This window comes from Corynebacterium sp. HMSC074A01 (assembly GCF_001831515.1).
Classification (GTDB): domain Bacteria; phylum Actinomycetota; class Actinomycetes; order Mycobacteriales; family Mycobacteriaceae; genus Corynebacterium.
Window position 1 is genome coordinate 88,048 of sequence record NZ_KV825599.1, and the last position, 24,784, is coordinate 112,831.

Below are 24,784 nucleotides of genomic sequence, written 5' to 3' on the forward strand. Positions count from 1 at the left end.
ACAAGCACGGGAGGTGACGTGGCGGAGCTAGAACCAGAGGTGCGCCAGGCGAACCTTGCGTTCGCGTTGCTCGGCTCGCCACGCAGGCGGGAGACCGCGTGGGTGGGCCAGCACGTCGACGGCTACCAGCACCGCAGCCAAGAGGCCCTCAACCTGCAGATCCGCCGCGACGTCGCAGCACTACGCCTCGCCGGAGTTCCCGTGCGCTATCGCGACGGACAGCTGAGCCTCGACCGGGAACGCTACGAGCTCGCGCCAGTCGACCTGACCGAAGAAGAGGCGAGCGTCGTGGGTCTCGCCGTCGATCTGAGCCAGCGCGGCTCACTCGGTGCCTTTGCGCGCTCCGGCTGGACCAAGCTGGCCGCGTCGGGTGCCACCCGCACCTTTGACAGCGCCCCGCTCGCCTCCGCCGCACACGACGCAACCCAGCTGGATCCGGATGCCTTCCACCAGCTGCTCGGCGCGATCCGCCATAATCTGCGCGCCCATTTCGACTTCCACGTGCCGGGTAGCGGCCGCGTGCAGCGGCGCACGGTCGACCCGTGGTCCATTGTTTCCCTCAACACCAGGGCGTACCTGGTGGGCTGGGACGTGGACCGTGACGCCGAGCGCGTCTTCCGGGCCACCCGCATCTCGGATGTGACGCTGGTGCGAGACACCACAGATTTCCACTCGCCGACCGGGGACCCGGGCGAGATCGTGCGCGAGCTGCTGCGCGGCCCGGTGACGGATGCCCGCATTACCGTCGGCGCGGGCACCGCCGAGGAACTCGCCGCAAAGGGCGCCCGCGAGCCCGGGTCAACCGGCGAGACAGACACCATCGTCCTGGGGGAGGTAGAGCGCGACTGGGTCGTGCGCACGACCGCCGCCCATGCGCTCGACGTGCGAGCGATCGAACCGGAAGACATTAGGCGCGATGTGCTTGCGCTGCTGACGCAGGCAGGGGGAGGAGATCATGGCGAATGAGCAATCGGGGCGGCTGGTGCGCCTGCTCAACCTTTTACCGTATGTCTCCCGGCACCAGGGCAAGACGCTGATGGAGATCGCCCGCGACCTGAACATGGATGTGGCGGAAGTCCGCGACGATTTGGACCGGCTGCACCTGTCCGGAGTGGGGCGTGGGCCGGGGGAGATGTTCGACCTTGCGCACACCTGGCGCGGGGTCACAGTGCTGGATGACCAGGGACTCAACGCGCCGCTGCGGCTCAAACCCACAGAAGCGCACGCTCTGCTGCTCCTGCTGGAGTCTTTGGAGACCTTGCCCGGCCTAGTCAACGTCGATGCGGTGCGCTCGGCCGCGGACAAGATCCGTGCAGTCACCAACACTGCCGGGGTGACCGATGTGGACCAGATCACGGCAAACACCCCGGTCGCGGCCACGATTGCAGAGGCGATCGCCGAAGGTAGAAAGCTCCAGCTGCGCTACTACTCCGCGACCTCCGACCAGCTCACCCAACGCACGGTGTCGCCAATTGCTGTGCTGCAGCGCGACGAGCAGACCTACCTGCGCGCGCTCGAGGGCGACACGCAGAAGACCTTCCGCTTCGACCGCATCCGCGAGATCAACGTCAGCGAAGAGGCGGTCGACGAGCGCGCCGTGCGCGCCGCCGCAGACGCCGACGAGCCCTTCGCCTTTGACGACGGCAACGTGGCGCACTTCAAGGTGCGCGGTGATGCCCTGTGGATGGCGGAGTACTGGGAGCTTGAACTCGAGCTCACGCCAGCTGCGGCCGACCAGCCTCCCGAGTGGGTCGATGCAACCCTGCGTTACGGCTCGGACGATTGGCTGGCCCGTTTCTGCCTCGCGCACGCGGACCGTTTGCGTCTCGTCGCGCCAGAAGACTTGGCCGCGAAGGTGCGTGAGCGTGCATGTCGCGCGGCCGACGCGTTAAGATAGCGCTTTAGGTTTAACGTCTGTCGGAATCGTAGGAAAGAGACTTGATCCACTATGGCTAGCATTGGCTGGACCGAAATCCTCATCATCCTCGTCATCGTGCTACTCCTGTTCGGCGCGAATAAGCTGCCTGACCTCGCCCGCTCCATGGGCCGCTCGGCGCGCATCTTCAAGTCCGAGGTCAAGGAGATGAAGAACGATGACGCGGCAGGCCAGCCGGAGCAGGCCCAGCCGCAGCGCGAGCTGGACGCTACCCCTGGCGGCAGCAACGGCATCACCAATAGCGACGCGCAGCAGGCGGCGCGCCCAGAGTCGTTCTGGGACAAGCCGGAAAACCAGCGCAACCAGTAAGCGCTACTGCACGTTGAGAGGGGAGTGGCGTTGTCGCTAAAGCTGAAGCGCAGCAGGAGGGCGAAGAACCCAACCGGTGAGATGAGCCTGGTTGAGCACCTCCAGGAGCTGCGTCGGCGCGTCATGATCTCTTTGGCCGCGGTATTTGTCGGCACGATTATCGGGTTCATTTGGTACCAAACCTCGCCTCCTGGCGTGATGCCGCTCGGCGAGATCATCCGCGGACCCTACTGCAACCTCCCGGACGAGCTCCGTGCCGACTTTTCCGGCGATGGGCAGTGCAGGCTGCTGGCTACCAGCCCGTTTGAGATGTTCATGCTGCGCCTCAAAGTCGGCGCGCTCGCCGGACTCGTCTTAGCCTCACCGGTGTGGCTGACCCAGATCTGGAACTTCATCACACCCGGTCTGCATAAGAACGAGCGCCGCTACACCTTCAGCTTCGTTGCTGTGGCAGTCTTCCTCTTCGTTGCAGGCGCGGTGCTGGCCTACTTCGTGCTCGACCAGGGCTTGCTCGTGCTCATGTCCATCGGCTCGGAGTTCCAGGTCGCGGCGCTCACAGGCGGTGAGTACTACAACTTCCTGCTCGCGCTCATTATCATCTTCGGCGTGAGCTTCGAGGTGCCGCTGATCCTGATCATGCTCAACCTCGTCGGCATCCTGCGCTACGAACACGTCAAGGACAAGCGGCGCATGATCGTCGTGCTGATCTTCTGCTTCGCCGCGGTGATGACCCCGGGCCAGGATCCTTTCTCCATGCTCGCCCTCGGCATCTCGATCTGTCTGCTGGTGGAGATGGCCTTCCAGTTCTGCCGCATTCACGACAAGCGCACGGGCGCGAACCGCCCGGATTGGATGGACTTGGACGACGAGCAGGCCTCCGGTCCAGTGACCTCCTCGGGTGCGATCGGGGCCGCCACGCCAGTTGGACCGAGCACCCCGGTTCGCGCTTCCAACATCGGCAACGCGCCGCAAGCGACGCACCAGTCAAAGACACAGTCACACTCCTTTGCGGACAAGGATCCCTTCGAGGACGTACTCTAAGGGGCATGGTTTCCCGCGCTTCTTCTTCGCAGTCTCTGCCCGATGACGAGTACACCCCGGAAGCGTGTGGTGCCGAGGGGGAACAGCCGGAGCAAACGCCAATTGAACAGCTCGAGTTTCTCGCGGAGTTTCGCGCCGCGCGTCCTTTCCCCCTCGACGACTTCCAGGTACAAGCGTGCGCCGACATCGAGCGCGGCCACGGCGTGCTGGTGTGCGCGCCGACCGGCTCCGGCAAGACCATCGTGGGCGAGTTCGCCGTCGCGCTCGCGCTGGAGCAGGGCACCAAGTGCTTTTACACCACGCCGATTAAGGCGCTGAGTAACCAGAAGTACCACGACCTCGTCGCCGAGCACGGCGAAGACGCGGTCGGCCTGCTCACGGGCGACACCTCGATTAACGGCAGCGCGGAGATCGTCGTGATGACCACCGAGGTGCTCCGCAACATGATCTACGCCAATTCGGGGCAGCTGCACCGGCTCTCACACGTGGTGATGGACGAAATCCACTACCTCGCCGACCGCGACCGCGGCGCGGTGTGGGAGGAGATCATCCTCAACCTCGACGAATCCGTCAGCATCATCGGCCTTTCGGCCACGGTGTCCAACTCGGAGGAGTTCGGCGAATGGCTCGACGCGGTGCGCGGCGACACCACCATCGTCGTCTCGGAGCACCGCCCGGTGCCGCTGAGCCAGTACATGATGGTGGGCCGCAAGGTCTTCCCGCTCTTCGAGCCCGGCACCGGCGATGCAGACAGCGGGGGCGCCGGCGGCAAGGTCAACACCTCACTGTTGCGCGCCATCGAACGCATCGAGGCCGGCACTCACGACGAGGGCCGCGCAGACTTCGAGTCGGGCCGCGGCTTCCGCTCGCGCGCCAAGGGCAGCCGCAGCGGGCGCATGCGCGGCCAGGACAAAATCAAGCCGGTCGGGCGCCCCCAGGTCGTGGCGGCGCTCGGCGGGCGCGACATGCTGCCCGCGATCGTGTTCATCTTCTCCCGTGCCGGCTGCGACGGGGCACTCTTCCAGTGCCTGCGCTCGCGCAAGGAGCTCACCACACCCGAGGAGCAAGATGAGGCCAGGGCGATTATCGACGCCGGCGTCGACGGCATCCCCGACGAGGACCTCGACGTGCTCAACTACCGCCAGCTGCGCACCGCTTGGCTGCGCGGCTACGCTGCCCACCACGCTGGCCTGCTCCCGGCGTTTAAGCACATCGTGGAGCAACTGTTCGTCCGGGGCCTGGTCAAAGTGGTCTTCGCCACCGAGACGCTGGCTCTCGGCATCAACATGCCAGCTCGCACCGTCGTGTTGGAGAAGCTGGTGAAGTTCAACGGCGAGGCACACGTGGATCTCACCCCAGGCCAGTACACGCAGCTCACGGGCCGGGCCGGACGCCGCGGCATCGACCACATCGGCAACGCCGTGGTGCAGTGGGCACCCGCGATGGATCCCCGCGAGGTCGCGGGCCTAGCCTCGACGCGGACCTACCCGCTGATCTCCCAGTTCCAGCCCGGCTACAACATGGCCATCAACATGCTGGGCATGAACGGCTACGAGGACTCCATCCGCTTGATCGAGCAGTCCTTCGCGCAGTTCCAAACCAACCGCTCGGTCGTTGGCGAGGTGCGCGATATCGACCGTCTGCGCACGAAGGTGCGCCGCCAGCGCGAACAGCTGCACGCGGATGTGGCCAAATTCGCCCCGCCCGGCGACGACCCGGCGGCAGACCTGGTGGAATACTTGGGCCTGCGCCGTGATCTCAGCGAGGCGGAAAAGGAAGCCCGCCGGCACGCGATAGAAAACCGGCAGCAGGAAACCGAGACGATCCTGGGGCGGTTGCGCGTGGGCGAGGTCATCGCCCTGCCGGGGAAGAAGAAGCCGGAGTTGGCCGCCGTCGTCCAGGTCGCAGGCAAGCGTCGCGATCCGCGCCCGTGGGTGACCACTGAGCGCGGCTGGTCGGGCCGCATCGACGCGGCCTCCTTCCGCAACCCGCCCGTGGTCGTGGGCCAGATCAAGGTCCCGCGGCACGTGCAGGATCAGCCGCGTAAGCACACTCGCAAGGTGGTCAGCCAGCTTCACAGCGGCAACCTGCACGCGCCACGCAAGCTCCGGGAGAAGGCGCGGGTACGCCCGACGAAGAAGGTCACCGCACTGCGCGAGGCCGTGCGCAACCACCCCGTGCACGCCTGGCCCGCGCACGACCGCGAGTTACTCGCCCGGGTGGGCGAGGAGCTCGTGCGCGACGAACGCAAACTCGCGGCGCTTACCCGCAGTGTCGATCGCTCCACCGATTCCCTCGGCCGCACCTTCGAGCGCATCATCGGCCTGCTCACCGAACTCGACTACGTCGAGCTACGCGAGGGCGAGCCTGCCGTGAGCGAGGAGGGCGAGCGCCTCGCCCGCCTCCACAACGTGTCCGACCTGCTCGTCGCGCAGTGCCTCGAGCGCGGGATCTGGGACGAGCTCGACCCCGCCGAGCTCGCCGGTGTGGCGTCCATGGTCGTTTTTGAAAACCGCAAGACCACCCACGGCGCGCCGGAGGCTGCGACCGAGGCGATGGCGGAGGCAATGGGGGAGACCATGCGCATCTACGGCGAGCTCACCTCCGACGAGCAACGCCACCAGCTGCCCGTCACCCGCCTGCCCGATCCCGCGTTCGCGCTCTCGCTGCACCAGTGGACCGCAGGTGCCCCGCTTGGCTACGCGCTCGCGGCCGCCGCAGAGTGCGGCGCGGAGCTGACCCCGGGCGACTTCGTGCGCTGGTGCCGCCAGGTCATCGACCTGCTCGAACAAGTGAAAAAGACCGGTTATAGCGACGAGATCCGCGACTCGGCGAATAAGGCGATCGACGCGATCCGACGCGGCGTTGTCGCGCTGGGCAACTAGCTGAGTGCTTCCCGTACTTCCTCAGTAAGCAGGGAGATGGTGGCCAGCCGCAGGTTGGTGCGGAAGGGGTCGAGGATAAGGGACTGGGTGCCGACCAGGTGGGCGTCGACAAGCACTGGGCCCCCGGAGTCCCCCTTGACTGCGGGCTGGGCATTGGCGACGACACCGGCCGGGCGCACGAACGTCCGCAGGTTGCGCGAAAACGCCAGCGGAAGCGTGAACAGGAACCGCCCGCTCCGCGCAGCTGGAACCTTCGCCCCGCCGCCGAAGCCGAAGGTGACGGTACGCGCAAGCGGGCGCGGGGGAGGACCGAGCTTTGGGAAGGGGCCGACCCGCGCCGCGTCGACGCGCAGCAGCGCAATATCCGTGCGGGCGAACCGGCGCACCCCGCGGGCCCGGTAGCGGGCTCCGGCCACCCGGACCGTGATTGTGCCGGGATTTGCCTCGTCTTCTGGGCGCAAAAAGTGCGCGCAGGTAAGCACCGTGTCCGAGGCGACGAAAATGCCGGAGCAGTAGCGCGCGCCAACGGAGCAGCGGGCGAGCAGCTCGGGGAACGTAGGCGAAGTCACGCTCAAAAGTGTAGCGGCCTAGGATTGCCTGCATGACGCGAATAGATCAGACCACGTTTGCACACCGTCGGCAGCGCGCGGCAGAGCTCGTTACTACACACTCGCTTGGCGGACTGGTTGTCGGAACCGGGGCGGAGTTCGCGTATCTCACCGGCAGCTGGGCGTCCTCACACGAGCGGCTCACCGCACTGGCAATCGGCCCGGACGGGCGCACTGTGCTCGTTGCGCCGCTCACAGACATCGCGAGCCTGGGCATCCCTGCCGACAGCGGGGTAGAGGTGCGCGGCTGGCGGGACGGGCAAGATCCCTACGCGCTGGCCGTCGAAGCGCTCGACGCGACCAAGCCGGTGGCACTCGGCAGCTCGCTGACCGCGGATCACGTCTTTGCGCTGCAGGCGCTTGTGCCGGATACCCGCCTGGCCACGGACACGCTCGCGGAGCTGTTCATGGCGAAAGAGGAAACGGAGTTGGCCGAGCTGGCGCGCGCCGGTGCCGCGATCGACCGTGTGCACGCACGGGTGCCTGAGCTGCTCGTTGCCGGGCGCACCGAAGCACAGGTGGCCGAGGAGCTCGACCGCCTGATTATGGACGAGCATGAGGCAGTCGACTTCGTCATCGTGGGCTCCGGCAAAAACGGTGCCAACCCGCACCACGACTTCTCCGAGCGCGTCCTGTCCCGCGGCGATGTCGTGGTCGTCGACTTGGGCGGCACGCTGTACAGCGGCTACCACTCGGACTGCACCCGCACCTACATCGTCGGCGGAAACACCGAGGACGCGGACCCCGAGGTCGTGCGCGCCTACGACGTGCTTGCGCAAGCCCATCAGGCGGCGGTCACGGCGGCGCGCCCAGGGATCACCGCGGGCGAGCTCGATGCCGTCGCGCGCGGCATGATCGAGCAGGCCGGTTACGGCGAGTACTTCACCCACCGACTCGGCCACGGCATCGGGCTGGCTGGCCACGAGGCCCCCTTCATCATCGCGGGCAACGACACCGAGCTCAAGGCTGGGATGGCGTTTTCCATCGAGCCGGGCATCTACCTGCCCGGCAAGTGGGGGATGCGCCTGGAGGACATCGTCTACTTGGATGACGATGGCGCAGTCTCGCTGAACAACGTCCACCGTGGACTACGCTAGGCCCATGCGTACGCGAGACAGTGAGTCCGAAGGCACCCTGCTGGTCCTCGGCGGCACGAGCGATATCGGTACCGCGATTGCGCAGCGCATCTGCGACGGGCGCCGCGTGGTGTTGGCGATGCGGGAACCGGATCGCGCAGACGCCGCCGAGATCCGTGCGCGCCTGCTCGCGGCCGGCGCAGCTGAAGTCGAGACGCGGCGCTTCGAAGCCACCGACTTGGAGTCGCACCGCGCACTCGTAGAAGAGGTCCACTCGGGCGGCGAGATCACCACCGCGGTTGTCGCCTTCGGCATCCTGGGCGATCACGACCGCGCGCTGCGGGACGAGACGGAGGCAGTGCGCATCGGCAGTGTCGACTACCTCGCGCAGATCAACGCGCTCACGGTGCTCACCAACGTCATGACGCGCGGGGAGATCTTCGCGTTTTCTTCCATCGCCGGGTGGCGCGCCCGCCGCGCCAACTACGTCTACGGCTCCACCAAAGCAGGCCTCGACGCCTTCTGCCAGGGCCTTGCAGACCAGCTCCACGGCTCCCAGCTGCGACTGATCACCGCACGGCCCGGCTTCGTCATCGGCTCCATGACAGAGGGCATGAAGCCCGCAGTGATGTCTGTCACCCCGGACGAAGTCGCCGACGCCGTGGTCGACGCGGCCCGTGCTGGGCGCAGCCGAACGGTGTGGGTGCCGCGTCGATTAGCGCTGCTCGCCGCAGTGATGCGGGCGGTGCCTCGGCCGATCTGGCGTCGGATGCCGCGCTAGCGAAGGTGGGGAAGCATTCGGCGGCGCTGCGTGCCGCGCTCGGGCTCGCGGTGGATGCGGTGCGCGGCGCGCGCCTCACAGAGCCGGAGCACACAGATGCGGCCTGGGTGATCGGCCGCAGCCCGGGCACCCTCCTGAAAGCGCGCGAGATCAAGGCCGTGGGGTTGACGCGCAGGCTGAATCCCACGCAGGCGCTCAGCATCGACTACGTCACCACTGATGCTGCGGGCCGCACGCTGACCGCCACCGGCGCGGTCTTTCTCTCCCGCACGCCCTGGGGCGGGGCAGGCCCGCGCCCGACCATCGCGTTCGCGCCGTCGACCCAGGGCGTGGCGGCGCGTTGCGACCCGTCGTATTCCTGCACCGTCGGCCTCGCGCCGCGGATCGCCCCGCTCGATCTCATCGCCGCCTACGAGCAGCCCGCCATCGCGCTCATGCTCGCTCGCGGCGCAAACGTCGTACTCACCGACTATCCGCGCGATCCGGCCGACCGCGTGCAGCTGTACTGCGACCACACCGCCGCCGCGCAATCGCTTATCGACGCCACCCGCGCCGCCTCCCACCTCCCACTGCACACCAACGCCCTTGGCCTATGGGGCTTTTCCCAGGGCGGCGGGGCAGTAGGGGCGTGGCTCGAACGACCCGAGTACGCGCCCGAACTCCAGCCGCTCGCGGCAGTATGCGGGGCACCGCCCGCGGCACTGATTCCGATGCTTGACCATGTCGATGGTGCGCTGCCGTCGATAGTGATCCTCTACGCGGTCGCCGGGCTGGTGGCGCACCACCCGCGCGTCGCCGAGGAGCTCATCCCACACTTGAGCCCGGCCGGGGCCGCGGCGATCGTTGACAACGCGCAGGTCTGTGCCGTCGGTGCTGCACTGCGTCGGCCCTGGGCACACACGACCGCCTGGACGCGGGAGGGCATCGGCATGGCCGAGCTTCTCGACGCCCTGCCGCACACCGCCGAGGTGCTCGAACGCCAGGCACTCGGGTCCCGCCGCCCTTTGCGCATCCCACTACGGCTGTGGGCCTCGCTTCACGACGACATCGTGCCGTACTCCTTAGTCCGCGACCTCGCCGAGCAGTGGGGCGTGGGCCTTCAGACCCGGCGTTTACCGCGGCTGCCAGGCAGGACGGGCCTGAACCACTACGGGCCGTATTTCCAGCACCTCACCCGCGATGTTGACTGGCTGCTGCGCCAACTCGACAGGTAGTCTGGCCGCATGCCGCTGTTTATTTTCGCCTACTTTTTCATGGAGGCCCTCGCTTTTTACGGAGTGGCCAAGCTCATCAGCGTCGGCTGGGCAATCTTCGCCATCTTCGCGCTGATGTTTCTTGGCGCCGTGCTGGCAAGCCTGAGCCTGCGTGGTGCCCTCGCGCAGGCCTCGCAGGGACGCAGCTCGCTCGGCCGCCTCGCCGGGGACTCCGCGCTGCTGATGACGGGCTGGCTGCTCAGCATCATCCCAGGCTTCGTTACCTCTGCGGTGGGGCTTTTGCTGGTGTTTGGGCCGACCCGGGCGCTGCTGCGCCGCGTGATCACGAACCGGGCGATGCGCAGCATGGAAGAGTTCAGCGTGCGCGTCTACAACTCCTCGCCGCTGTCGCAATTCCAGACCAGCTACGGTAACTTCGGCGGCCCCGCGGCGCCTGAGCAGAGCCATGAGGTGATTGACGCCGACGAGCTCGAGGAGATGTTCCGCAAGGAAGCGAATCCCGGCGACGATACTGGCGGAGACGCGGACGGGGAGCGCAAGTAGGTGAGTAGCGTATGGACGACAGCGCTGCGCTGCCTGCTCGCCGCAGGTTCCGGTGCGCTGCTGTTCTTCTCCTATGAGCCTTTTGGCTACTGGGTGCTGGCGCTTGTGGCGATGGCACTGTTCTACGCCGCGCTCGCGCCCTGGCCGAAGGGGGCACGCCCAAGCGCGCGTTTGGGTGCCGGGCTCGGCATGCTGCAGGCGCTGGCCTGCTACCTGCTGCTGCTGCCATGGATTGGCGAGTTCGTCGGACCGATGCCCTACCTGGCCCTGGCGTTCTTCCTCTCCCTGTACGGACTGGTCACGGGTATCGCAGGGGTGTGGGTCGCACGCAGGCGGTGGGGATTCGCCGCCTTCCCGTTGGTCTACCTCGCCGCGGAGTTCGCCCGTTCTTCCTTCCCCTTTGGCGGTTTTGCCTGGGTGCGCCTGGCCTGGGGGCAGATCAACGGCCCGCTAGCCAACCTGGCGGCCTACGGTGGGCCCGCGCTCGTCACCGTTGCGGCTGTGCTGACCGGTGCGAGCCTGGCTGCCTGCGTCGCACGTCGCGGGAAGGCCCGGGCGGTAGCAGGGCTGACCGCGCTTGCGCCGCTCGTGCTCGGAGCGCTTGCAGGCCTGGGTGTGTCCGCCGACGGGGGAGCCACCGGTACGGTGCGCGCCGCCGCGGTGCAAGGCAACGTGCCGCGGATGGGGCTCGACTTCAACGCGCAGCGCCGCGCCGTACTGCAGAACCACGTGGACGAGACCGAGCGGCTGGCAGAGGAAGGCCCCGTCGACCTGGTGATCTGGCCGGAAAACGCCTCGGATGTCAACCCCTTCGTCGACCCGGAGGCCGGCACCTTAGTCACGCAGGCCGCCCGCGCAGTCGATGCGCCGCTGCTGGTGGGCACACTGACCCGCGACGAGGTCGGGGCACGCAACACCATGGTGGTGATCAACCCTGACGGCAGCGTCGGCGAGCGGCACAACAAGCGCTTCCTGCAGCCCTTTGGCGAGTACATGCCGATGCGCGATTTCTTCCGCAACTTCTCCGACCTGGTCGACCTCGCAGGCGACTTTAAGCCCGGCGACGGCCCGGGTGTGGTGCGGATGGGCGAGACGATCGTGGGCATCGCCACCTGCTACGAGGTCGCCGAGGACCCCGCCTACCGCATGGCGGTGAAGAACGGGGCACAGCTGCTCGCAACACCTACCAACAACGCCACCTTTGGTTTTACCGACATGACCTACCAGCAGCTGGCCATGAGCCGTATGCGCGCCATCGAGACCGACCGCGCCGTCGTGGTGGCTGCAACCTCCGGCGTGTCCGCCATTGTGCGCGCCGACGGGACGGTGGAGCAGCAGACCGAGATCTTCACCCCGGCGCACCTGACCTCCACGCTGCCGCTGAAGTCCGGCCAGACCCTCGCAGTCCGCATCGGCGAGTGGCTGGAGTGGCTCATGGTGCTTGGCGGCGTGCTTGCCGCCATCGGTGCGTCGTTGGCCACGCGCCGGGAGTATGCTGCAATGAGTGCATCGCGCGCCCTGGATGCGCCCACCGAGAGCTAACAACCGTTCATACAAGGAGTAACCGTTCATGGCGAACTCGACGTTGGTCATCATCCCTACCTACAACGAGCTGGAGAACCTTCCGCTGATCACGGATCGGGTGCTCAAGGCAAACCCGAATGTTGACCTGTTGATCGTGGACGATAATTCGCCCGACGGCACCGGCGAGAAGGCCGACGAGCTCGCCGCCGCGCACCCGGAGCTCAACGTGCTCCACCGCACCGGCAAGGAGGGCCTGCTCGCGGCCTACCGCGCGGGCTTCCGCTGGGGCCTGGAGAAGGACTACGAGGTGCTGTGCCAAATGGATGCCGACGGCTCCCACGCGCCCGAGGAGCTCGAGCGTCTGCTCGGGGCGATTGACGACGGCGCAGACCTGGTCATCGGCTCCCGCTACGTCGAAGGCGGCGAGGTAAAGAACTGGCCGCAAAACCGCTACCTGCTGTCCAAGCTGGGCAACCAATACATCTCGGTGGCGCTTGGTTGCGACATTGCCGATATGACCGCCGGCTACCGCGCTTTCCGCCGCGAGGTGCTCGAGGCTATCGACTTGGACGCGCTGTCGAACAAGGGCTACATCTTCCAGGTGGACCTGGCGCACAAGGTCATCGACGCGGGCTTCGACGTCCGCGAGGTTCCGATCACCTTCGAGGACCGCACGCTGGGCGAGTCGAAGCTGGACGCGAGCTTCGCCGGTGCCTCGCTCGTAGAGGTCACCAAGTGGGGTGCCGAGAAGCGCAGCTGGCAGGCGACCGAAATGGCGAAGGAGGCGGGCAAGCTCCTCCAGTACGAGTACAACAACTCGAAGCTTTCCCGCGTCGGTGCCAAGATCGATCAGGCACCGGAAGAACTCGCGAACATGATCGCGGAAGGCTTCAAGCTGGCCAAGTTCGAGCTGAGCAACACCTCGCTGCCCAAGCTTCCCGCCAAGCTTGCCGACGCTGCGAGCCAGGCGAATGAGATGGTGCGCGAGGGGATTGGCCTCGCCCGCTACGAGCTGCGCAGGTTCCGTCGCTAAGCATGCACAAAAGGCCCGGACCCTTCAAGTAACGGTCCGGGCCTTTCGCGTTTTCTAGGAGTTTTCCTGCTGCTCCTTGGCCAGGCGGGCTGCGGCGCGGCGGCGCTTGCGCAGGTGCTCCAGGCGCTCCTCCAGCAGCACGTCGAGCTCCTCGAGGCTGCGGCGCTCACGCAGCATGTCCCAGTGGGTGCGCGGCGGCTTCGTCGGCTTGGACTCTACGCCCTCGCCCTCCATGAGGGTGCCGAGCTGGCCGTTCTTGCACATCCACTCTTCGGGGATTTCCGCATCGTCGGCGAAGGGGACCTCGAAGACCGACCCGTCCGGGGTCCGGTACTTTGCCATCTGGCGCGGGGCCAGGTCGTGGTCCCGGTCAGTCTCGTAGCTTACGGCACCCATACGGCTTCCTCGGAGCACGCGATCAGCCATGCTGCATCCCATCCCTTCAATATCTTCAAGTCAACGCCTTAGTATAACGTCTTCGCTTGAGCTTTTGTTCCCGGCGTCGCGTGTGATCTGGAATTTGCCCAATGTACTAGGCTTGCCGTGTGGCAAGCATTGATGACGTCGCAGAATCGGATCCTGACCAATTGCCCCAATCCGCGCGAATTGGTCGCACGCCGCCGGTGTGCGCCTGGTGCGGTGGCCCGCTGCCGGAGCAGAAGGGGAGAGGTCGGCGTCGCAAATTCTGCAGCCCGTCGTGCAAGCAGCGCGCCTACGAGCAGCGAAACTCCGTCTCGGGGACGAAGATTCCGGACAACGCCGTGATCCTCAGTCCGGAAAAGGTCTCTGACCTGCGGGATCGACTGTATCAACTGCGGTGCGCGGCCGAGGACATCCACACGGCAGCCGCCGAGGGTGCAACGCCAGAGGAATTACGTCACTTGTGTGACGAAATGGTGAGCTTGGCTCAACACATCGAGAGGTTAAGGTAGCAATCATGACATCCAAGAATCTGCCCACGGCCGAGGACATTGCCGCAACAAAGCGCAAGCGGACGATCCTGATCGTCGTTGTTTCCATCATCCTGGTCATCCTGCTCGCCATCGCGCTGATCCCGCTGGCACTGAGCGGACTGTTTAGCAACGGCGTGAAGACCGAGGGTATCGACGACTCGCGCCTCAAGGCCGCCGAGACGGATATCGACGGCGAGTGGTCCGTGACCAAGCGCCCGGGGCCAAACAGCTCCTCGGCGGGCTTTACCTTCTCGGAGGTGCTGCCGGGCCAGAGGAAGGTCACCTCGGCGTCGACGGAGGGTGTCTCCGGCAACGTCACCATCGAGGCCGGCACGCTCACCGCAGGCGAGATCACTGTCGACATGAACAACCTCACCAGCGATAGCGACGTGCGCGATTCCAACGTACGCCGCAAGATCCTGCACACCGATACCTTCCCGGAGGCGACCTTCCGCGTGACCGAGCCCGCGGACGTCTCGCAGCTGCCGGAAGACGGCACCGTCGGCACCGTCGAGCTCACCGGCGAGATGACCATCCACGGTAAGACCAACCCGGTCACGCACGAGTTCACTGCGGCGCGTTCCGGCTCCTCGCTGTACGTCGCGGGCGACGTGCCGATCAATCGCCTGGACTACGGCGTCGAGTCGCCGGAGTTCGTCGCGGCCACAATCAACGAGGAAGGCGAAGTTAACGTCCGCCTGCACCTGACCAAGGACTAGGCCCATATTGCGTCACGTGACGCAATATCTCACCATATATGTCCGATAATGTACATTATGTCAACTTAACTTCGCGCCCTTGCTTCTCGACGCCCACACGCACCACCCCTACCGACGCCCCCGCCTATTCCGGGCCGTGAGCGTCACTTGCGCAAGATCGATCAGCTCGAGCTCCGCGAGCGCCTGCCGCAGCGCCAGCTGCCAGACCCACAACCGGCGGAACACCGGATCGAAGCCGTCGGCCGCCGCGTCCCGCAGGTGCGTCTCAAACGTCGACCGCTGCAGCGCCAAGGAACGTGCCAGGTGGTCCGGCGCGTGCGACTCGCCAATCACGCGCAGCGGCGTGCGCCGATCCACCAGCTTCGCCAGTTCCTCGGGCGTGACATAACTTAGGCCCGGCCATACGTACGCGCGCAGCGACGCCAACGCCGCCGTCGCGGCCTTGCCCGCACCCTTACCCAGAAGGCTGTCCGTGCCAAGGATCGTCTGCAACGCGATGCGCCCACCTGGCGCGACCGCCTTGCCCAGCCGGGTCAGGTACTCCGCTTTATCGTCCGCGGACAGCGTCTCGAGGTGCTCCAGCGACACCGCGGCGTCGAAATCCCGGCCCAGCAATGTCACGTTGGGCCCCACCGCGCGAACATGCCCGCTGACACCTGCAAACGTGAGCTGCTCCCGCAGCGCCGCGGCCATGTCCTCGCTCAGCGTTACGCACTCCGTTTCTGCACCGCGTGCCGCGGCTGCAATCGTGGCCGCAGGTCCCGCCGCCGGATACTCCAGAATCCGCCAACGGTCGCGAGCGCCAACCTCGCTGACCAGCCTATTTACCGAGCGTTCCTGCGCATCCGCAAGGTCAGCGCGCGTGGTCGCCGCGTCCAGCGGAGCCCCGATCTCCGTGTTGTCCACGAAGTGCGTCGCCGGTTCCGCCCCGCGGCCGGCGCGCGGCACCCAGGACTTCACCCGCACGCGCTCGCGCGTCGGTACGCCGGTGGCAAAGTGCCCCTGAAATGGGCTTACGCCGTCACCCGCATAGTGCTGGACCAGCGAGGGCGGAATCTGGCCACCGCCGCCGTGCTGCGGGGGTGCAACGCGCAGCGTCGGCGGCCTATACCCCGCCTCGACCAGCCCGCGCAGGACCGCCACCAGCCGATCCGAGTCCGGTGTACGCCACTCTCCTGCCATATAGCCTTCTGCCAACCCGACCCAGCCGCTTGCCGCGATCCGGTCGAAGACCTCGACGTAATCCACACTCAAGTCCGGCGCGTCGCCCTCCAGGCGGAGCTCAGCTTTTGCACACACCGCGGCAAAATGCGCCTCCGCGCGCGAGGCCCTCCACCGCAGAAGGCGGCTGGTGGGCACGCCTGCCACGCTCGGCCACGTGCGTGCGTCGATAGGCGCGAGGTGCTCCGGAAATTGCTGTGAGTTCGCCACCCGGCCAATGCTAGTCGCCATATTTTCGTAGCGGTTGACGCCACGACGGGACCCATCAATGGTGATTTTTTGCAATCAGCGTAGGATATGCAAGGTAAAAATTTCCCCAGCAATTTGTACTTTGTGTGCAAGGAGTAGGTTCTTATGGCAGAAACGCCGTTTCGCCCCGCCGGCAACCGTCACCACGTCGTCATCATCGGTGCTGGTTTCGGTGGCCTGTTCGCAGCCCGCGAGCTCGCTGACGCTGATGTCGACGTCACGCTGATCAACCGCACGAACTACCACCTGTTTGCGCCCCTGCTATACCAGGTGGCAACCGGTCTGCTTTCCAGCGGCGAGATCGCTACGTCGGTGCGCCAGATCCTGGCAAACCAGGACAATGTCGCCGTCGTGCGCGCCGATGTCACCGACGTTGACGTCGAGGGCCAGACCGTCACCGCGAACGAGGGCGCGTTCACCCGCACCTACGAGTACGACTCGCTCATCGTTGCCGCTGGTGCGGGCCAGTCGTACTTTGGCAACGACCACTTCGCCGAGTTCGCCCCGGGTCTGAAGACGGTGGACAACGCCCTCGAGATCCGCGCCCGGCTGGTCAGCGCGTTCGAGCGCGCCGAGCTGGCCGAGACCGAGCAGGAGCGCGAGGAACTGCTCACCTTCGTCATCGTCGGTGCCGGCCCGACTGGCGTCGAGCTCGCCGGCCAGGTCGCCGAGATGGCCCACCGTTCGTTCAAGGGCCAGTTCAAGAACTTCGTGCCTTCCCAGGCCAAGGTCGTGCTTATCGACGGCATGCCGCAGGTCCTCCCGCCCTTCGGCAAGCGCCTGGGCAAGCGCGCCCAGCGCGAGCTCGAGCGCAAGGGCGTGACCGTGGTGCTCAACGCCCTGGTTTCCAACGTCGACGCGAACACGGTGACCTACAAGGACACCAAGACCGATAAGGAGACCACCCTCCGCGCGGCCACCAAGATCTGGTCCGCTGGCGTGCAGGCTTCCCCGCTGGGCAAGCAGATCGCCGACCAGGTCGGCGTCAAGGCCGAGCGCAACGGCAAGGTCCCGGTCAACGCGGACCTGACCGTGGGCGAGACCGACAACGTGTTCATCATCGGCGACATGATGAGCCGCGACCGCCTACCGGGCGTTGCCCAGGTGGCAATCCAGTCCGGCGAGTACGTCGGCCGCATCATCAAGGAGCAGGTCGAGCATGACGTTGCGCAGGCTGACCGCGATGCCTTTGAGTACTTTGACAAGGGCTCGATGGCGATCGTGTCCCGCTTCAACGCCGTGGTGAAGATGGGCAAGGTCGAGGTCACGGGCTTCATCGGCTGGCTGATGTGGCTGCTCGTGCACGTCTCCTTCCTGGTGGCTGGGCGTAACCGCCTCGTCTCGATTTACACCTGGACGCTCAACGCGCTGACGCCGAAGCGCTACAACCTCTCCACCACCCTGCAGCAGCTGCACGGCCGCAACGCCTTGACCAAGCTGCGCGAGAAGGCTGGCGACGAGAACCTCGAAGAGGTCCGCGACACCAACGGCGAGAACTAGCCCCTAGTTTTTGGCCCGGTCACCTGCGTGACCGGGCCTTTTCGCGTCTTTTTCAACGTGGTCGATATCACAGCGCGTTGAGAGTGCAGATTCCAATGGTCTTACCTTATGATGGGAACTAACGATGGCGCGCTTCAAATCATCGGCCGGAGCCTTCGAGCCCGGTGGCGGATGTTGAACGGGAACCTGGGAGAGAGCGAGCGCGACCATCTTGGATCAGATCCTCGAGACATAAAGGATAGATTTTCAACGTGACTGCTACTACCGCTGCACCGCAGACCAACGCTTGGGATGGGTTCGAAGAAGGCCCGTGGACCGAGCACATCGACGTCCGCGACTTCGTCCAGCGCAACTACACCCCCTACGACGGCGACGCTTCCTTCCTCGCCGGTCCGACTGAGAAGACGCTGCGCGTCTGGGACACGCTGGACAAGAACTACCTCGCCGTCGAGCGTGAGCGCCGCGTCTACGACGTCGACACCGACACCCCGGCTGACATCGACGCCTTCCCCGCCGGCTACATCTGCGAGGACGACAACGTCATCGTCGGCCTGCAGACCGACGTCCCGACCAAGCGCGCGATGATGCCCAACGGCGGCTGGCGTATGGTCGAGCAGGCCATCAAGGAGGCCGGCAAGGAAGTCAACGAAGATGTAAAGAAGATCTTCACCAGGTACCGCAAAACGCACAACGACGCGGTCTTTGACATCTACACCCCGCGCATCCGCGCAGCCCGCTCTTCCCACATCGTCACCGGCCTGCCCGATGCCTACGGCCGCGGTCGCATCATCGGTGACTACCGCCGCGTCGCCCTTTACGGTGTGGACAAGCTCATCGAAGACAAGGTGGCCGCCAAGGACGCCTCCCTGGACAAGGGCTTCTCCGAGCACTGGGCACGCTACCGCGAGGAGCACTCCGAGCAGATTAAGGCGCTGAAGAAGCTCAAGGCGATGGCCTCCGATTACGGCTTCGATATCTCCGGCCCCGCCACGAACGCACTCGAAGCTGTCCAGTGGACTTACTTCGGCTACCTGGCCTCGGTGAAGAGCCAGGATGGCGCCGCGATGTCCATTGGCCGCCTCTCCCCCTTCTTCGACATCTACTTCGAGCGTGACCTGGCAAACGGCACGCTCACCGAGGAAGAGGCTCAGGAGATCATCGACGCACTGGTAATCAAGCTGCGCATCGTTCGCTTCCTGCGCACCGAGGACTACGACCAGATCTTTTCCGGCGACCCCTACTGGGCAACCTGGTCTGACGCGGGCTTCTCTACCGACGGCCGCCACCAGGTCACCAAGACCGCCTTCCGTCTCCTGCAGACGCTGCGCAACCTGGGCCCGGCCCCGGAGCCGAACATCACAATCTTCTGGGACCCGGCACTTCCGGAAGGCTACAAGGAGTTCTGCGCCGCCATCTCGATCGAGACCTCCTCGATCCAGTACGAGTCCGACAAGCAGATCCGCGACCAGTGGGGCGACGACGCCGCGATTGCCTGCTGCGTGTCCCCGATGCCCGTCGGTAAGCAGATGCAGTTCTTCGGCGCCCGCGTCAACGCGGCGAAGGCCCTGCTGTACGCCTTGAACGGCGGCCGCGACGAGGTCACGGGCAAGCAGGTCACCGAGGGCCACACCCCGATCACCGGCGACGGCCCGCTCGACTTCGATGAGGTCTGGGCAAAGTACGAGGAGATGCTCGACTGGGTCATCGGCACCTACGTCGAAGCGCTGAACATCATTCACTACTGCCACGACAAGTACGCCTACGAGTCTGTCGAGATGGCGCTGCACGACTCCGACATCGTGCGCACCATGGGCTGCGGCATCGCTGGTCTGTCGATCGTCGCCGACTCCCTGTCCGCAATCAAGTACGCCACCGTCACCCCGGTGCGCGATGACAGCGGCCTGATCGTCGACTACATCACCGAGGGCGACTTCCCCTTCTACGGCAACGACGACGACCGTGCCGACGACATCGCCGCCACCGTCGTCCACACCGTGATGCAGAAGATCAAGGCGATCCCGATGTACCGCGACGCCATCCCGACCCAGTCGGTGCTCACCATCACCTCGAACGTGGTCTACGGCAAGGCGACCGGCTCCTTCCCCTCCGGGCACCAGGCCGGCACACCGTTCGCGCCGGGCGCGAACCCCGAGAACGGTGCCGACAACCACGGTATGGTGGCGTCGATGCTCTCCGTCGGCAAGCTCGACTACAACGACGCGCTTGACGGCATCTCGCTGACCAACACCATCACCCCCTCCGGCCTCGGCCGCAACAAGGAGGAGCAGGTACAAAACCTGGTCGGCGTGCTGGACGCGGGCTTCATCATGGAGCACGCGGACTCGGAAATCCACCCCGCATAACTTCCACTTCTCAGAAAGGAATCCCCAAATGGCTATCCACACTTTTGAAGAGCGCCTCGAATCCATGAAGGCCAACCGCTCCGCTAACAACATGGACTCTGGTCTCTACCACGCCAACATCAACGTCCTCGACCAGAACACTCTGGAGGACGCAATGGAGCACCCGGAGAACTACCCGAACCTCACCGTTCGCGTCTCCGGCTACGCCGTGAACTTTGTCAAGCTCACTAAGGAGCAGCAGCGCGACGTCATTTCGCGCACCTTCCACCACGGCGCATAACACAGTAATTCCGCAACGCCCCGCTGTTCGTCTCTGTCAGAGGCGGGCGGTGGGGCGCTCGCAAAGAAACAGGAGGGCGCCAATGGCGCAGGATGGAACAACCGGCATCGTCACGCTCGAGCCGCAGCAAGGCGAGCGCGTCAGGGGTGTTGCCGCAGGGCTTGGCGGCACCGCGGACGCCGACTTGGAGATCACCCGCCCCGAGCTGCTCGAAGCTCGCCGCACTGGCGACGTGGGGCTCGTGCACTCGTGGGAGCTCGTCACCGCTGTCGACGGCCCCGGCACCCGCATGACCATCTTTCTTTCCGGCTGCCCGCTGCGCTGCGTGTACTGCCACAACCCGGACACGATGGAGATGAAGGAGGGCACGCTCGAATCCGTCGAGTCGGTGGCCAAGCGAGTCACGCGCTACCGCAGCGTCTTCAACGCCTCCGGCGGCGGTCTCACGCTCTCCGGCGGCGAGCCGCTGTTCCAGATCGCGTTCACGCGCCGCCTGCTCAAGCTCGTCCACGACGCGGGCATCCACACCTGCATCGATACCTCCGGCTACCTCGGCGCGCGGCTCAGCGACGAGGACCTCGCCAACATCGATCTCGTGCTTCTCGACGTCAAATCCGGCGACGAGGCCACCTACAACGCCGTAACGAAGCGGGAGCTCGCCCCCACGATTGCTTTCGGCGACCGACTCAATACGCTCGGCAAACCGGTGTGGGTGCGCTTCGTGGTCGTGCCAGGCCACACGGACTCCGAGGAGAACGTGAATAACGTCGCCGACATCGTCGCCCGCTGGTCCGACAACGTCGAGCGCGTGGAGGTACTCCCCTTCCACAACATGGGCGCGGACAAGTGGAAGCGCATCGGTTTGCCCTACGAGCTCGAGGACGTCACACCACCGACGCCCGAGAGCGTCGAGCAGGTCCGCGAGGTCTTCCGCTCGCGGGGGCTCACCGTCTTCTAGCGGCCGCAGCGTAGTATTTTCTAAGGGCTCCGCTCCCAGGGCGGGGCCCGTTCATTTTCGCGTCACATGAAGGGAGGCATGCATGCCGCCTCGGATTCCTATGCCACGTCCACGGCCGAAGAAGAAGTTCGCCCCCGTTGCTCCCCACGTCCCGGTGCCCATCGAGCGATCGATCGACTTCTGCCGCATCTTCGTAGACGGCAAGCGTCTGCCCGGCAACGCGCGCGTCGCTCAGGCGCTTGAGCGCGTCGAGGAGCACGACAACGCCTTCGTGTGGCTTTCGCTCAAAGAGCCGACGAACACCCAGATGGAGCGCATCGCGGAGCTGTTCAACCTGCACGACCTCATCGTCGACGACGTCATCGACGCTCACCAGCGCCCCAAGGTCGAGCGCTACGACGACCAGCTCTTCCTGGTCATCCGCACCGTCTACTACCGCGACGACGAGGAAGTCGACGACTCCCGCGAGATCATTTCCACCGGCGAGATCCAGATCGTCGTCGGCCCGAATTTCGCGATCACCATTCGCCACCACGCTCCCCTGCCAGATCTCACCGCGCAGCTGGAGGAGGACGAGGAGCTCGCAATCTTGGGCCCCGCGGCGGTGGCGTGGAAGATCGCGGATTACGCGGTGGACAACCACCTGCGCGTCGCCAGCGAGCTCGCCACCGACGTCGACGAGCTGGAAAACGAGGTCTTCACCCCGCGCCGCGACATCAACATCGACAAGATCTACATGTACAAGCGCGAGGTGCTCGAGATGCGCCACGCCATCGATCCGCTCGTGCCAGCGCTGAAGAACGCCCTGGTCGCGCACAAGGACCTGCTGCGCAAAACGCTGCGCTCCTACTTCCGCGATGTGATGGATAACGCCACGATCGCCAGCGACCATCTCTTCGGCTTCGACGAGCGCCTCTCCTCGCTTCTCGACGCCTCCGTAGCCAAAGTCAGCATGCAGCAGAACTCCGACATGCGCACCATCTCGGCCGTCGTGGGCATGGCGGCCGCCCCGACAATGATCGCGGGCATTTACGGCATGAACTTCGAGAACATGCCGGAGCTTTCCTGGTCATTTAGTTACCCGGTCGTGCTCTGTGTCATGTTCGGCTCGATGGCGCTGATGTACTGGTGGTTCCGGCGTAACCACTGGCTCTAGGTGGCGTCGATAAGCATGAGCTTGAGGTTCGTCACCGCGACGAGCCGCCCGCCCGCGCGCTGTTCCACGCGCCACAGGTGCGTGCGCTTGCCGGTGTGTACCGGGAGCGCCTCCGCCTCGATGCGGCCTTCCGCGACGCTGCCGAGCAGGTCGGTGTAGTTGCTCATGCCCACGGCCGGGCGGCCGGCCGCCGCGATCGCCGCGATCGAGCCGAGCGTCTCGCCTATCGACGCATACACACCCCCATTGACCACACCCGTGACCTGCAGCAACTGCGGCTCTACCTCCACGTACCCGGTCGCGCCCTCCGCCGAGCAGGACGTGGTGACGAGCCCGATGTGGGCGCCGAAGCCGCCGCGCTGCTCGTTGATGGCGCGCAGCTCATCGCTGTCGAGCGGTGTGTGCAGTACTTCCCTGGCAAAACGGCTGGGCAGCCCAGCCTGTCTCTCTTGGTGTGCGCTCATGGACACACTCTAGCGCGCCACCACGGTGTCGGCGCGTAGAATCGGCGGCATGACTGAAGCATCCTCTGCGTACGGAACCGCCGACATCGGCGTGGTTGGCATGGCCGTGATGGGCTCCAACCTCGCCCGCAACTTCGCCTCGAAGGGCCACACCGTGGCCATTTTCAACCGCTCCCCGGAGAAGACCCGCCAGGTCATGGCCGAGCACGGCGATGAGGGCAACTTCGTCCCCGCGGAAACGATCGAGGACTTCGTTGCCTCGCTCAAGCGCCCGCGTAAGGCCATCATCATGGTGCAGGCGGGTGCGGCGACGGACGCGGTGATCGACCAGCTCGCGACCGCGATGGACGACGGCGACATCATCATCGACGGCGGCAACGCCCTGTTCACCGACACGATCCGCCGCGAGAAGGAGGTCGCCGCCCGCGGCCGCCACTTCGTCGGCGCCGGCATCTCCGGCGGCGAGGAGGGCGCGCTGCGCGGCCCGTCGATTATGCCGGGCGGGCCGAAGGAATCCTGGGACACGCTCGGGCCGCTGCTCGAGGACATCTCCGCGAAGGTCGACGGCACCCCGTGCGTCACCCACATCGGCCCCGACGGTGCCGGCCACTTCGTCAAGATGGTGCACAACGGCATTGAGTACGCCGACATGCAGGTCATCGGCGAGGCCTACCACCTGCTGCGCTACGGCGCGGGAATCGAACCCGCTGAACTCGCCGAGATTTTCAGCACCTGGAACGAGGGCGACCTGGACTCCTACCTCATCGAGATCACCGCCGAGGTCCTGCGCCAGACCGACGCCAAGACGGGCAAGCCGTTCATCGACGTCATCCTCGACGCCGCCGGCCAGAAAGGCACCGGCCGCTGGACGGTCAAGGAGGCGCTCGACCTGGGCGTGCCCGTCACCGGTATCGGCGAGGCGGTGTTTGCGCGCGCGTTGTCGTCGGCAATCGCCCAGCGCGAGGCCGCGCAGCGCATCGGCCTGCCGGCCGGCAAGGTGAAAACGCTCGACGAGCTCGGCATCGACCGCGACGCGTTCGTCGAGGACGTGCGCCGCGCACTCTACGCCTCGAAGCTCGTCGCCTACGCGCAGGGCTTCGACGAGATCAACGCGGGCTCGCAGGAGTACGGCTGGGACCTCGAGCCGGGCGCGCTCGCGCGCATCTGGCGCGGCGGCTGCATCATCCGCGCGAAATTCCTCAACCGTATCACCGAGGCCTACGAAAACGACCCCGAGCTGCCGTCGCTGCTCCTCGATCCGTACTTCAAGCAGGAGCTTGAGGGCGGGCTTATCGACGCCTGGCGCCGCGTCGTCATCACCGCCACCCAACTCGGCCTGCCAGTCCCGGTCTTCGCGTCCTCGCTCTCCTACTACGACTCGCTGCGCTCCACACGCCTGCCCGCAGCGCTGATTCAGGGGCAGCGCGACTTCTTCGGCGCGCACACGTATAAGCGCGTCGACATGGACGGCACCTTCCACACCACGTGGTCCGGGTCTCGCGAGGAGATCGACGCTTAAGGCGGTCCTGTTGCTGGGACGTTCGCGGCCCGGGCGTGTCTTCGTGCCGGGTCGGTGTGCTTTATGCCGCGGGGTGTGAGATAACCCTTGGGGCTTTGCCACATGATCTGCCCGCCGATCCGCTGCATCCTGCCCCGGTCCGGTCTGCCGTTTTGCCGGTTGTGGTAGGTGCACAACCAGCACAGGTTCTCGATCTCGGTGGTACCGCCTTTGGACCACTCCTGGATGTGGTGCGCCTCGGAAAAATCCGCCGGCTGGTTGCAGCCAGCCCACGCGCAGGTGGCACCATCCGCACTCATTAGCGCGCGCAGCTCGCGGGTGGCGTGGCGCTCAAGCTTTACCGGGTAGAGGTTGACCGGCCCGTCCGTGGCCGAGATCAGGGCGATGTACCCGGCCGTGTGCAGCTTCCGGTTGATCAGTTCGGCTCCGCGCAGCCACTCGCCGTTGGTCAG

24 protein-coding genes are annotated in these 24,784 nt (G+C 65.8%); 19 read left to right on the forward strand and 5 right to left on the reverse strand.

What is annotated here, in order from left to right; translation table 11 throughout:
• The first annotated feature begins 18 nt into the window (after positions 1–18).
• The 5 genes from HMPREF2550_RS01965 to HMPREF2550_RS01985 all read left to right on the forward strand — a co-directional run bounded on the left by HMPREF2550_RS01965 (position 19) and on the right by HMPREF2550_RS01985 (position 6,171).
• On the forward strand, positions 19–966 hold the full coding sequence (locus HMPREF2550_RS01965) for a helix-turn-helix transcriptional regulator (protein WP_070789346.1): 948 nt from the start codon (positions 19–21) through the stop codon (positions 964–966).
• A complete protein-coding gene (locus HMPREF2550_RS01970; RefSeq protein ID WP_070789348.1) occupies positions 956–1,897 on the forward strand; it encodes a helix-turn-helix transcriptional regulator in 942 nt (313 codons plus the stop codon). Before HMPREF2550_RS01965 ends, HMPREF2550_RS01970 begins: the two co-directional genes overlap by 11 nt.
• A gap of 51 nt (positions 1,898–1,948) precedes the next feature.
• Complete coding sequence (gene tatA / locus HMPREF2550_RS01975) at positions 1,949–2,245, forward strand: Sec-independent protein translocase subunit TatA (RefSeq protein WP_070762676.1); 297 nt, start codon at positions 1,949–1,951, stop codon at positions 2,243–2,245.
• Between the two features lie 81 nt (positions 2,246–2,326).
• A complete protein-coding gene (tatC, locus tag HMPREF2550_RS01980) occupies positions 2,327–3,286 on the forward strand; it encodes a twin-arginine translocase subunit TatC (protein ID WP_083319724.1) in 960 nt (319 codons plus the stop codon).
• Between the two features lie 5 nt (positions 3,287–3,291).
• Positions 3,292–6,171, forward strand: coding sequence for a DEAD/DEAH box helicase (locus tag HMPREF2550_RS01985; RefSeq protein ID WP_083319725.1), 2,880 nt, complete (start codon positions 3,292–3,294; stop codon positions 6,169–6,171).
• Here the strand turns inward: HMPREF2550_RS01985 and HMPREF2550_RS01990 are convergent.
• The gene (locus tag HMPREF2550_RS01990) at positions 6,168–6,740 is read right to left on the reverse strand and encodes a S1 family peptidase (protein ID WP_070762675.1); all 573 of its coding nucleotides are present in this window, start codon (positions 6,738–6,740) and stop codon (positions 6,168–6,170) included. The two genes, HMPREF2550_RS01985 and HMPREF2550_RS01990, sit on opposite strands and share 4 nt — an antisense overlap.
• Before the next feature lie 32 nt (positions 6,741–6,772).
• Between HMPREF2550_RS01990 and HMPREF2550_RS01995 the strand changes: the two genes are divergently transcribed.
• Genes HMPREF2550_RS01995 through HMPREF2550_RS02020 form a run of 6 tightly spaced genes read left to right on the forward strand, consistent with a single transcriptional unit; the run spans position 6,773 to position 12,950 of the window.
• Positions 6,773–7,876 (forward strand): M24 family metallopeptidase, encoded by a 1,104-nt coding sequence (locus HMPREF2550_RS01995; protein ID WP_070789350.1) that lies wholly within the window; start codon positions 6,773–6,775, stop codon positions 7,874–7,876.
• A gap of 4 nt (positions 7,877–7,880) precedes the next feature.
• Entirely contained in the window at positions 7,881–8,636 is a 756-nt protein-coding gene (locus HMPREF2550_RS02000; RefSeq protein WP_070789352.1) for an SDR family NAD(P)-dependent oxidoreductase, read from the forward strand.
• Positions 8,637–8,641: 5 nt separating this feature from the next.
• Positions 8,642–9,850 carry a lipase family protein gene (locus HMPREF2550_RS02005; protein WP_246819720.1) on the forward strand — a complete coding sequence of 403 codons (1,209 nt, stop codon included), beginning with the start codon at positions 8,642–8,644 and terminating at the stop codon, positions 9,848–9,850.
• Positions 9,851–9,859: 9 nt separating this feature from the next.
• Entirely contained in the window at positions 9,860–10,393 is a 534-nt protein-coding gene (locus HMPREF2550_RS02010) for an FxsA family protein (RefSeq protein WP_070789354.1), read from the forward strand.
• Positions 10,394–11,935: an apolipoprotein N-acyltransferase gene (gene lnt / locus HMPREF2550_RS02015; protein WP_246817416.1), complete on the forward strand. Its 1,542-nt coding sequence runs from the start codon at positions 10,394–10,396 to the stop codon at positions 11,933–11,935.
• Positions 11,936–11,963: 28 nt separating this feature from the next.
• Complete coding sequence (locus tag HMPREF2550_RS02020; protein ID WP_070789356.1) at positions 11,964–12,950, forward strand: polyprenol monophosphomannose synthase; 987 nt, start codon at positions 11,964–11,966, stop codon at positions 12,948–12,950.
• A gap of 54 nt (positions 12,951–13,004) precedes the next feature.
• Here the strand turns inward: HMPREF2550_RS02020 and HMPREF2550_RS02025 are convergent, their stop codons facing one another.
• Positions 13,005–13,376, reverse strand: coding sequence for an RNA polymerase-binding protein RbpA (locus tag HMPREF2550_RS02025; protein WP_038590569.1), 372 nt, complete (start codon positions 13,374–13,376; stop codon positions 13,005–13,007).
• A gap of 179 nt (positions 13,377–13,555) precedes the next feature.
• Here HMPREF2550_RS02025 and HMPREF2550_RS11740 point away from each other — a divergent pair, with 179 nt between their 5' ends.
• Positions 13,556–13,882 carry a hypothetical protein gene (locus HMPREF2550_RS11740; RefSeq protein ID WP_083319730.1) on the forward strand — a complete coding sequence of 109 codons (327 nt, stop codon included), beginning with the start codon at positions 13,556–13,558 and terminating at the stop codon, positions 13,880–13,882.
• A gap of 5 nt (positions 13,883–13,887) precedes the next feature.
• On the forward strand, positions 13,888–14,622 hold the full coding sequence (locus tag HMPREF2550_RS02030; RefSeq protein ID WP_070789358.1) for a YceI family protein: 735 nt from the start codon (positions 13,888–13,890) through the stop codon (positions 14,620–14,622).
• 108 nt (positions 14,623–14,730) lie between these two features.
• Here the strand turns inward: HMPREF2550_RS02030 and HMPREF2550_RS02035 are convergent, their stop codons facing one another.
• A complete protein-coding gene (locus HMPREF2550_RS02035) occupies positions 14,731–16,053 on the reverse strand; it encodes a cyclopropane-fatty-acyl-phospholipid synthase family protein (RefSeq protein ID WP_246819721.1) in 1,323 nt (440 codons plus the stop codon).
• Between the two features lie 144 nt (positions 16,054–16,197).
• Here HMPREF2550_RS02035 and HMPREF2550_RS02040 point away from each other — a divergent pair, with 144 nt between their 5' ends.
• The 5 genes from HMPREF2550_RS02040 (at position 16,198) to HMPREF2550_RS02060 (ending at position 22,349) form a co-directional block, all read left to right on the forward strand.
• Entirely contained in the window at positions 16,198–17,592 is a 1,395-nt protein-coding gene (locus HMPREF2550_RS02040; protein ID WP_070789363.1) for an NAD(P)/FAD-dependent oxidoreductase, read from the forward strand.
• 251 nt (positions 17,593–17,843) lie between these two features.
• On the forward strand, positions 17,844–19,955 hold the full coding sequence (locus tag HMPREF2550_RS02045; RefSeq protein ID WP_070789365.1) for a pyruvate formate lyase family protein: 2,112 nt from the start codon (positions 17,844–17,846) through the stop codon (positions 19,953–19,955).
• A gap of 28 nt (positions 19,956–19,983) precedes the next feature.
• Positions 19,984–20,235, forward strand: coding sequence for an autonomous glycyl radical cofactor GrcA2 (gene grcA2, locus HMPREF2550_RS12525; RefSeq protein ID WP_070762666.1), 252 nt, complete (start codon positions 19,984–19,986; stop codon positions 20,233–20,235).
• Positions 20,236–20,317: 82 nt separating this feature from the next.
• On the forward strand, positions 20,318–21,193 hold the full coding sequence (gene pflA / locus HMPREF2550_RS02055; protein ID WP_070762665.1) for a pyruvate formate-lyase-activating protein: 876 nt from the start codon (positions 20,318–20,320) through the stop codon (positions 21,191–21,193).
• 100 nt (positions 21,194–21,293) lie between these two features.
• Positions 21,294–22,349 carry a magnesium and cobalt transport protein CorA gene (locus HMPREF2550_RS02060; RefSeq protein WP_246817414.1) on the forward strand — a complete coding sequence of 352 codons (1,056 nt, stop codon included), beginning with the start codon at positions 21,294–21,296 and terminating at the stop codon, positions 22,347–22,349.
• Here the strand turns inward: HMPREF2550_RS02060 and HMPREF2550_RS02065 are convergent.
• Positions 22,346–22,813, reverse strand: a complete 468-nt coding sequence (locus HMPREF2550_RS02065; protein ID WP_070762663.1) for a PaaI family thioesterase — start codon at positions 22,811–22,813, stop codon at positions 22,346–22,348. The genes HMPREF2550_RS02060 and HMPREF2550_RS02065 overlap by 4 nt on opposite strands.
• A 49-nt stretch (positions 22,814–22,862) precedes the next feature.
• Between HMPREF2550_RS02065 and gndA the strand changes: the two genes are divergently transcribed.
• Positions 22,863–24,332, forward strand: a complete 1,470-nt coding sequence (gndA, locus tag HMPREF2550_RS02070; RefSeq protein ID WP_070789367.1) for an NADP-dependent phosphogluconate dehydrogenase — start codon at positions 22,863–22,865, stop codon at positions 24,330–24,332.
• Here the strand turns inward: gndA and HMPREF2550_RS02075 are convergent.
• The coding region (locus tag HMPREF2550_RS02075) for an HNH endonuclease (protein WP_141760487.1) at positions 24,329–24,784 on the reverse strand (456 nt) is incomplete at its 5' end. The two genes, gndA and HMPREF2550_RS02075, sit on opposite strands and share 4 nt — an antisense overlap.

Excerpts from the sequence above, each read along its gene's own strand:
- HMPREF2550_RS02020 (WP_070789356.1), top strand. The coding sequence starts at position 11,964 with ATGGCGAACTCGACGTTGGTCATCATCCCTACCTACAACGAGCTGGAG.
- HMPREF2550_RS02025 (WP_038590569.1), bottom strand. The coding sequence starts at position 13,376 with ATGGCTGATCGCGTGCTCCGAGGAAGCCGTATGGGTGCCGTAAGCTAC.
- HMPREF2550_RS02010 (WP_070789354.1), top strand. The coding sequence starts at position 9,860 with ATGCCGCTGTTTATTTTCGCCTACTTTTTCATGGAGGCCCTCGCTTTT.
- HMPREF2550_RS02030 (WP_070789358.1), top strand. The coding sequence starts at position 13,888 with ATGACATCCAAGAATCTGCCCACGGCCGAGGACATTGCCGCAACAAAG.
- HMPREF2550_RS02065 (WP_070762663.1), bottom strand. The coding sequence starts at position 22,813 with ATGAGCGCACACCAAGAGAGACAGGCTGGGCTGCCCAGCCGTTTTGCC.
- tatA (WP_070762676.1), top strand. The coding sequence starts at position 1,949 with ATGGCTAGCATTGGCTGGACCGAAATCCTCATCATCCTCGTCATCGTG.
- HMPREF2550_RS02060 (WP_246817414.1), top strand. The coding sequence starts at position 21,294 with ATGCCACGTCCACGGCCGAAGAAGAAGTTCGCCCCCGTTGCTCCCCAC.
- HMPREF2550_RS01970 (WP_070789348.1), top strand. The coding sequence starts at position 956 with ATGGCGAATGAGCAATCGGGGCGGCTGGTGCGCCTGCTCAACCTTTTA.
- HMPREF2550_RS02000 (WP_070789352.1), top strand. The coding sequence starts at position 7,881 with ATGCGTACGCGAGACAGTGAGTCCGAAGGCACCCTGCTGGTCCTCGGC.
- HMPREF2550_RS02040 (WP_070789363.1), top strand. The coding sequence starts at position 16,198 with ATGGCAGAAACGCCGTTTCGCCCCGCCGGCAACCGTCACCACGTCGTC.
- gndA (WP_070789367.1), top strand. The coding sequence starts at position 22,863 with ATGACTGAAGCATCCTCTGCGTACGGAACCGCCGACATCGGCGTGGTT.
- HMPREF2550_RS01985 (WP_083319725.1), top strand. The coding sequence starts at position 3,292 with ATGGTTTCCCGCGCTTCTTCTTCGCAGTCTCTGCCCGATGACGAGTAC.
- tatC (WP_083319724.1), top strand. The coding sequence starts at position 2,327 with ATGAGCCTGGTTGAGCACCTCCAGGAGCTGCGTCGGCGCGTCATGATC.
- grcA2 (WP_070762666.1), top strand. The coding sequence starts at position 19,984 with ATGGCTATCCACACTTTTGAAGAGCGCCTCGAATCCATGAAGGCCAAC.
- pflA (WP_070762665.1), top strand. The coding sequence starts at position 20,318 with ATGGCGCAGGATGGAACAACCGGCATCGTCACGCTCGAGCCGCAGCAA.
- HMPREF2550_RS01995 (WP_070789350.1), top strand. The coding sequence starts at position 6,773 with ATGACGCGAATAGATCAGACCACGTTTGCACACCGTCGGCAGCGCGCG.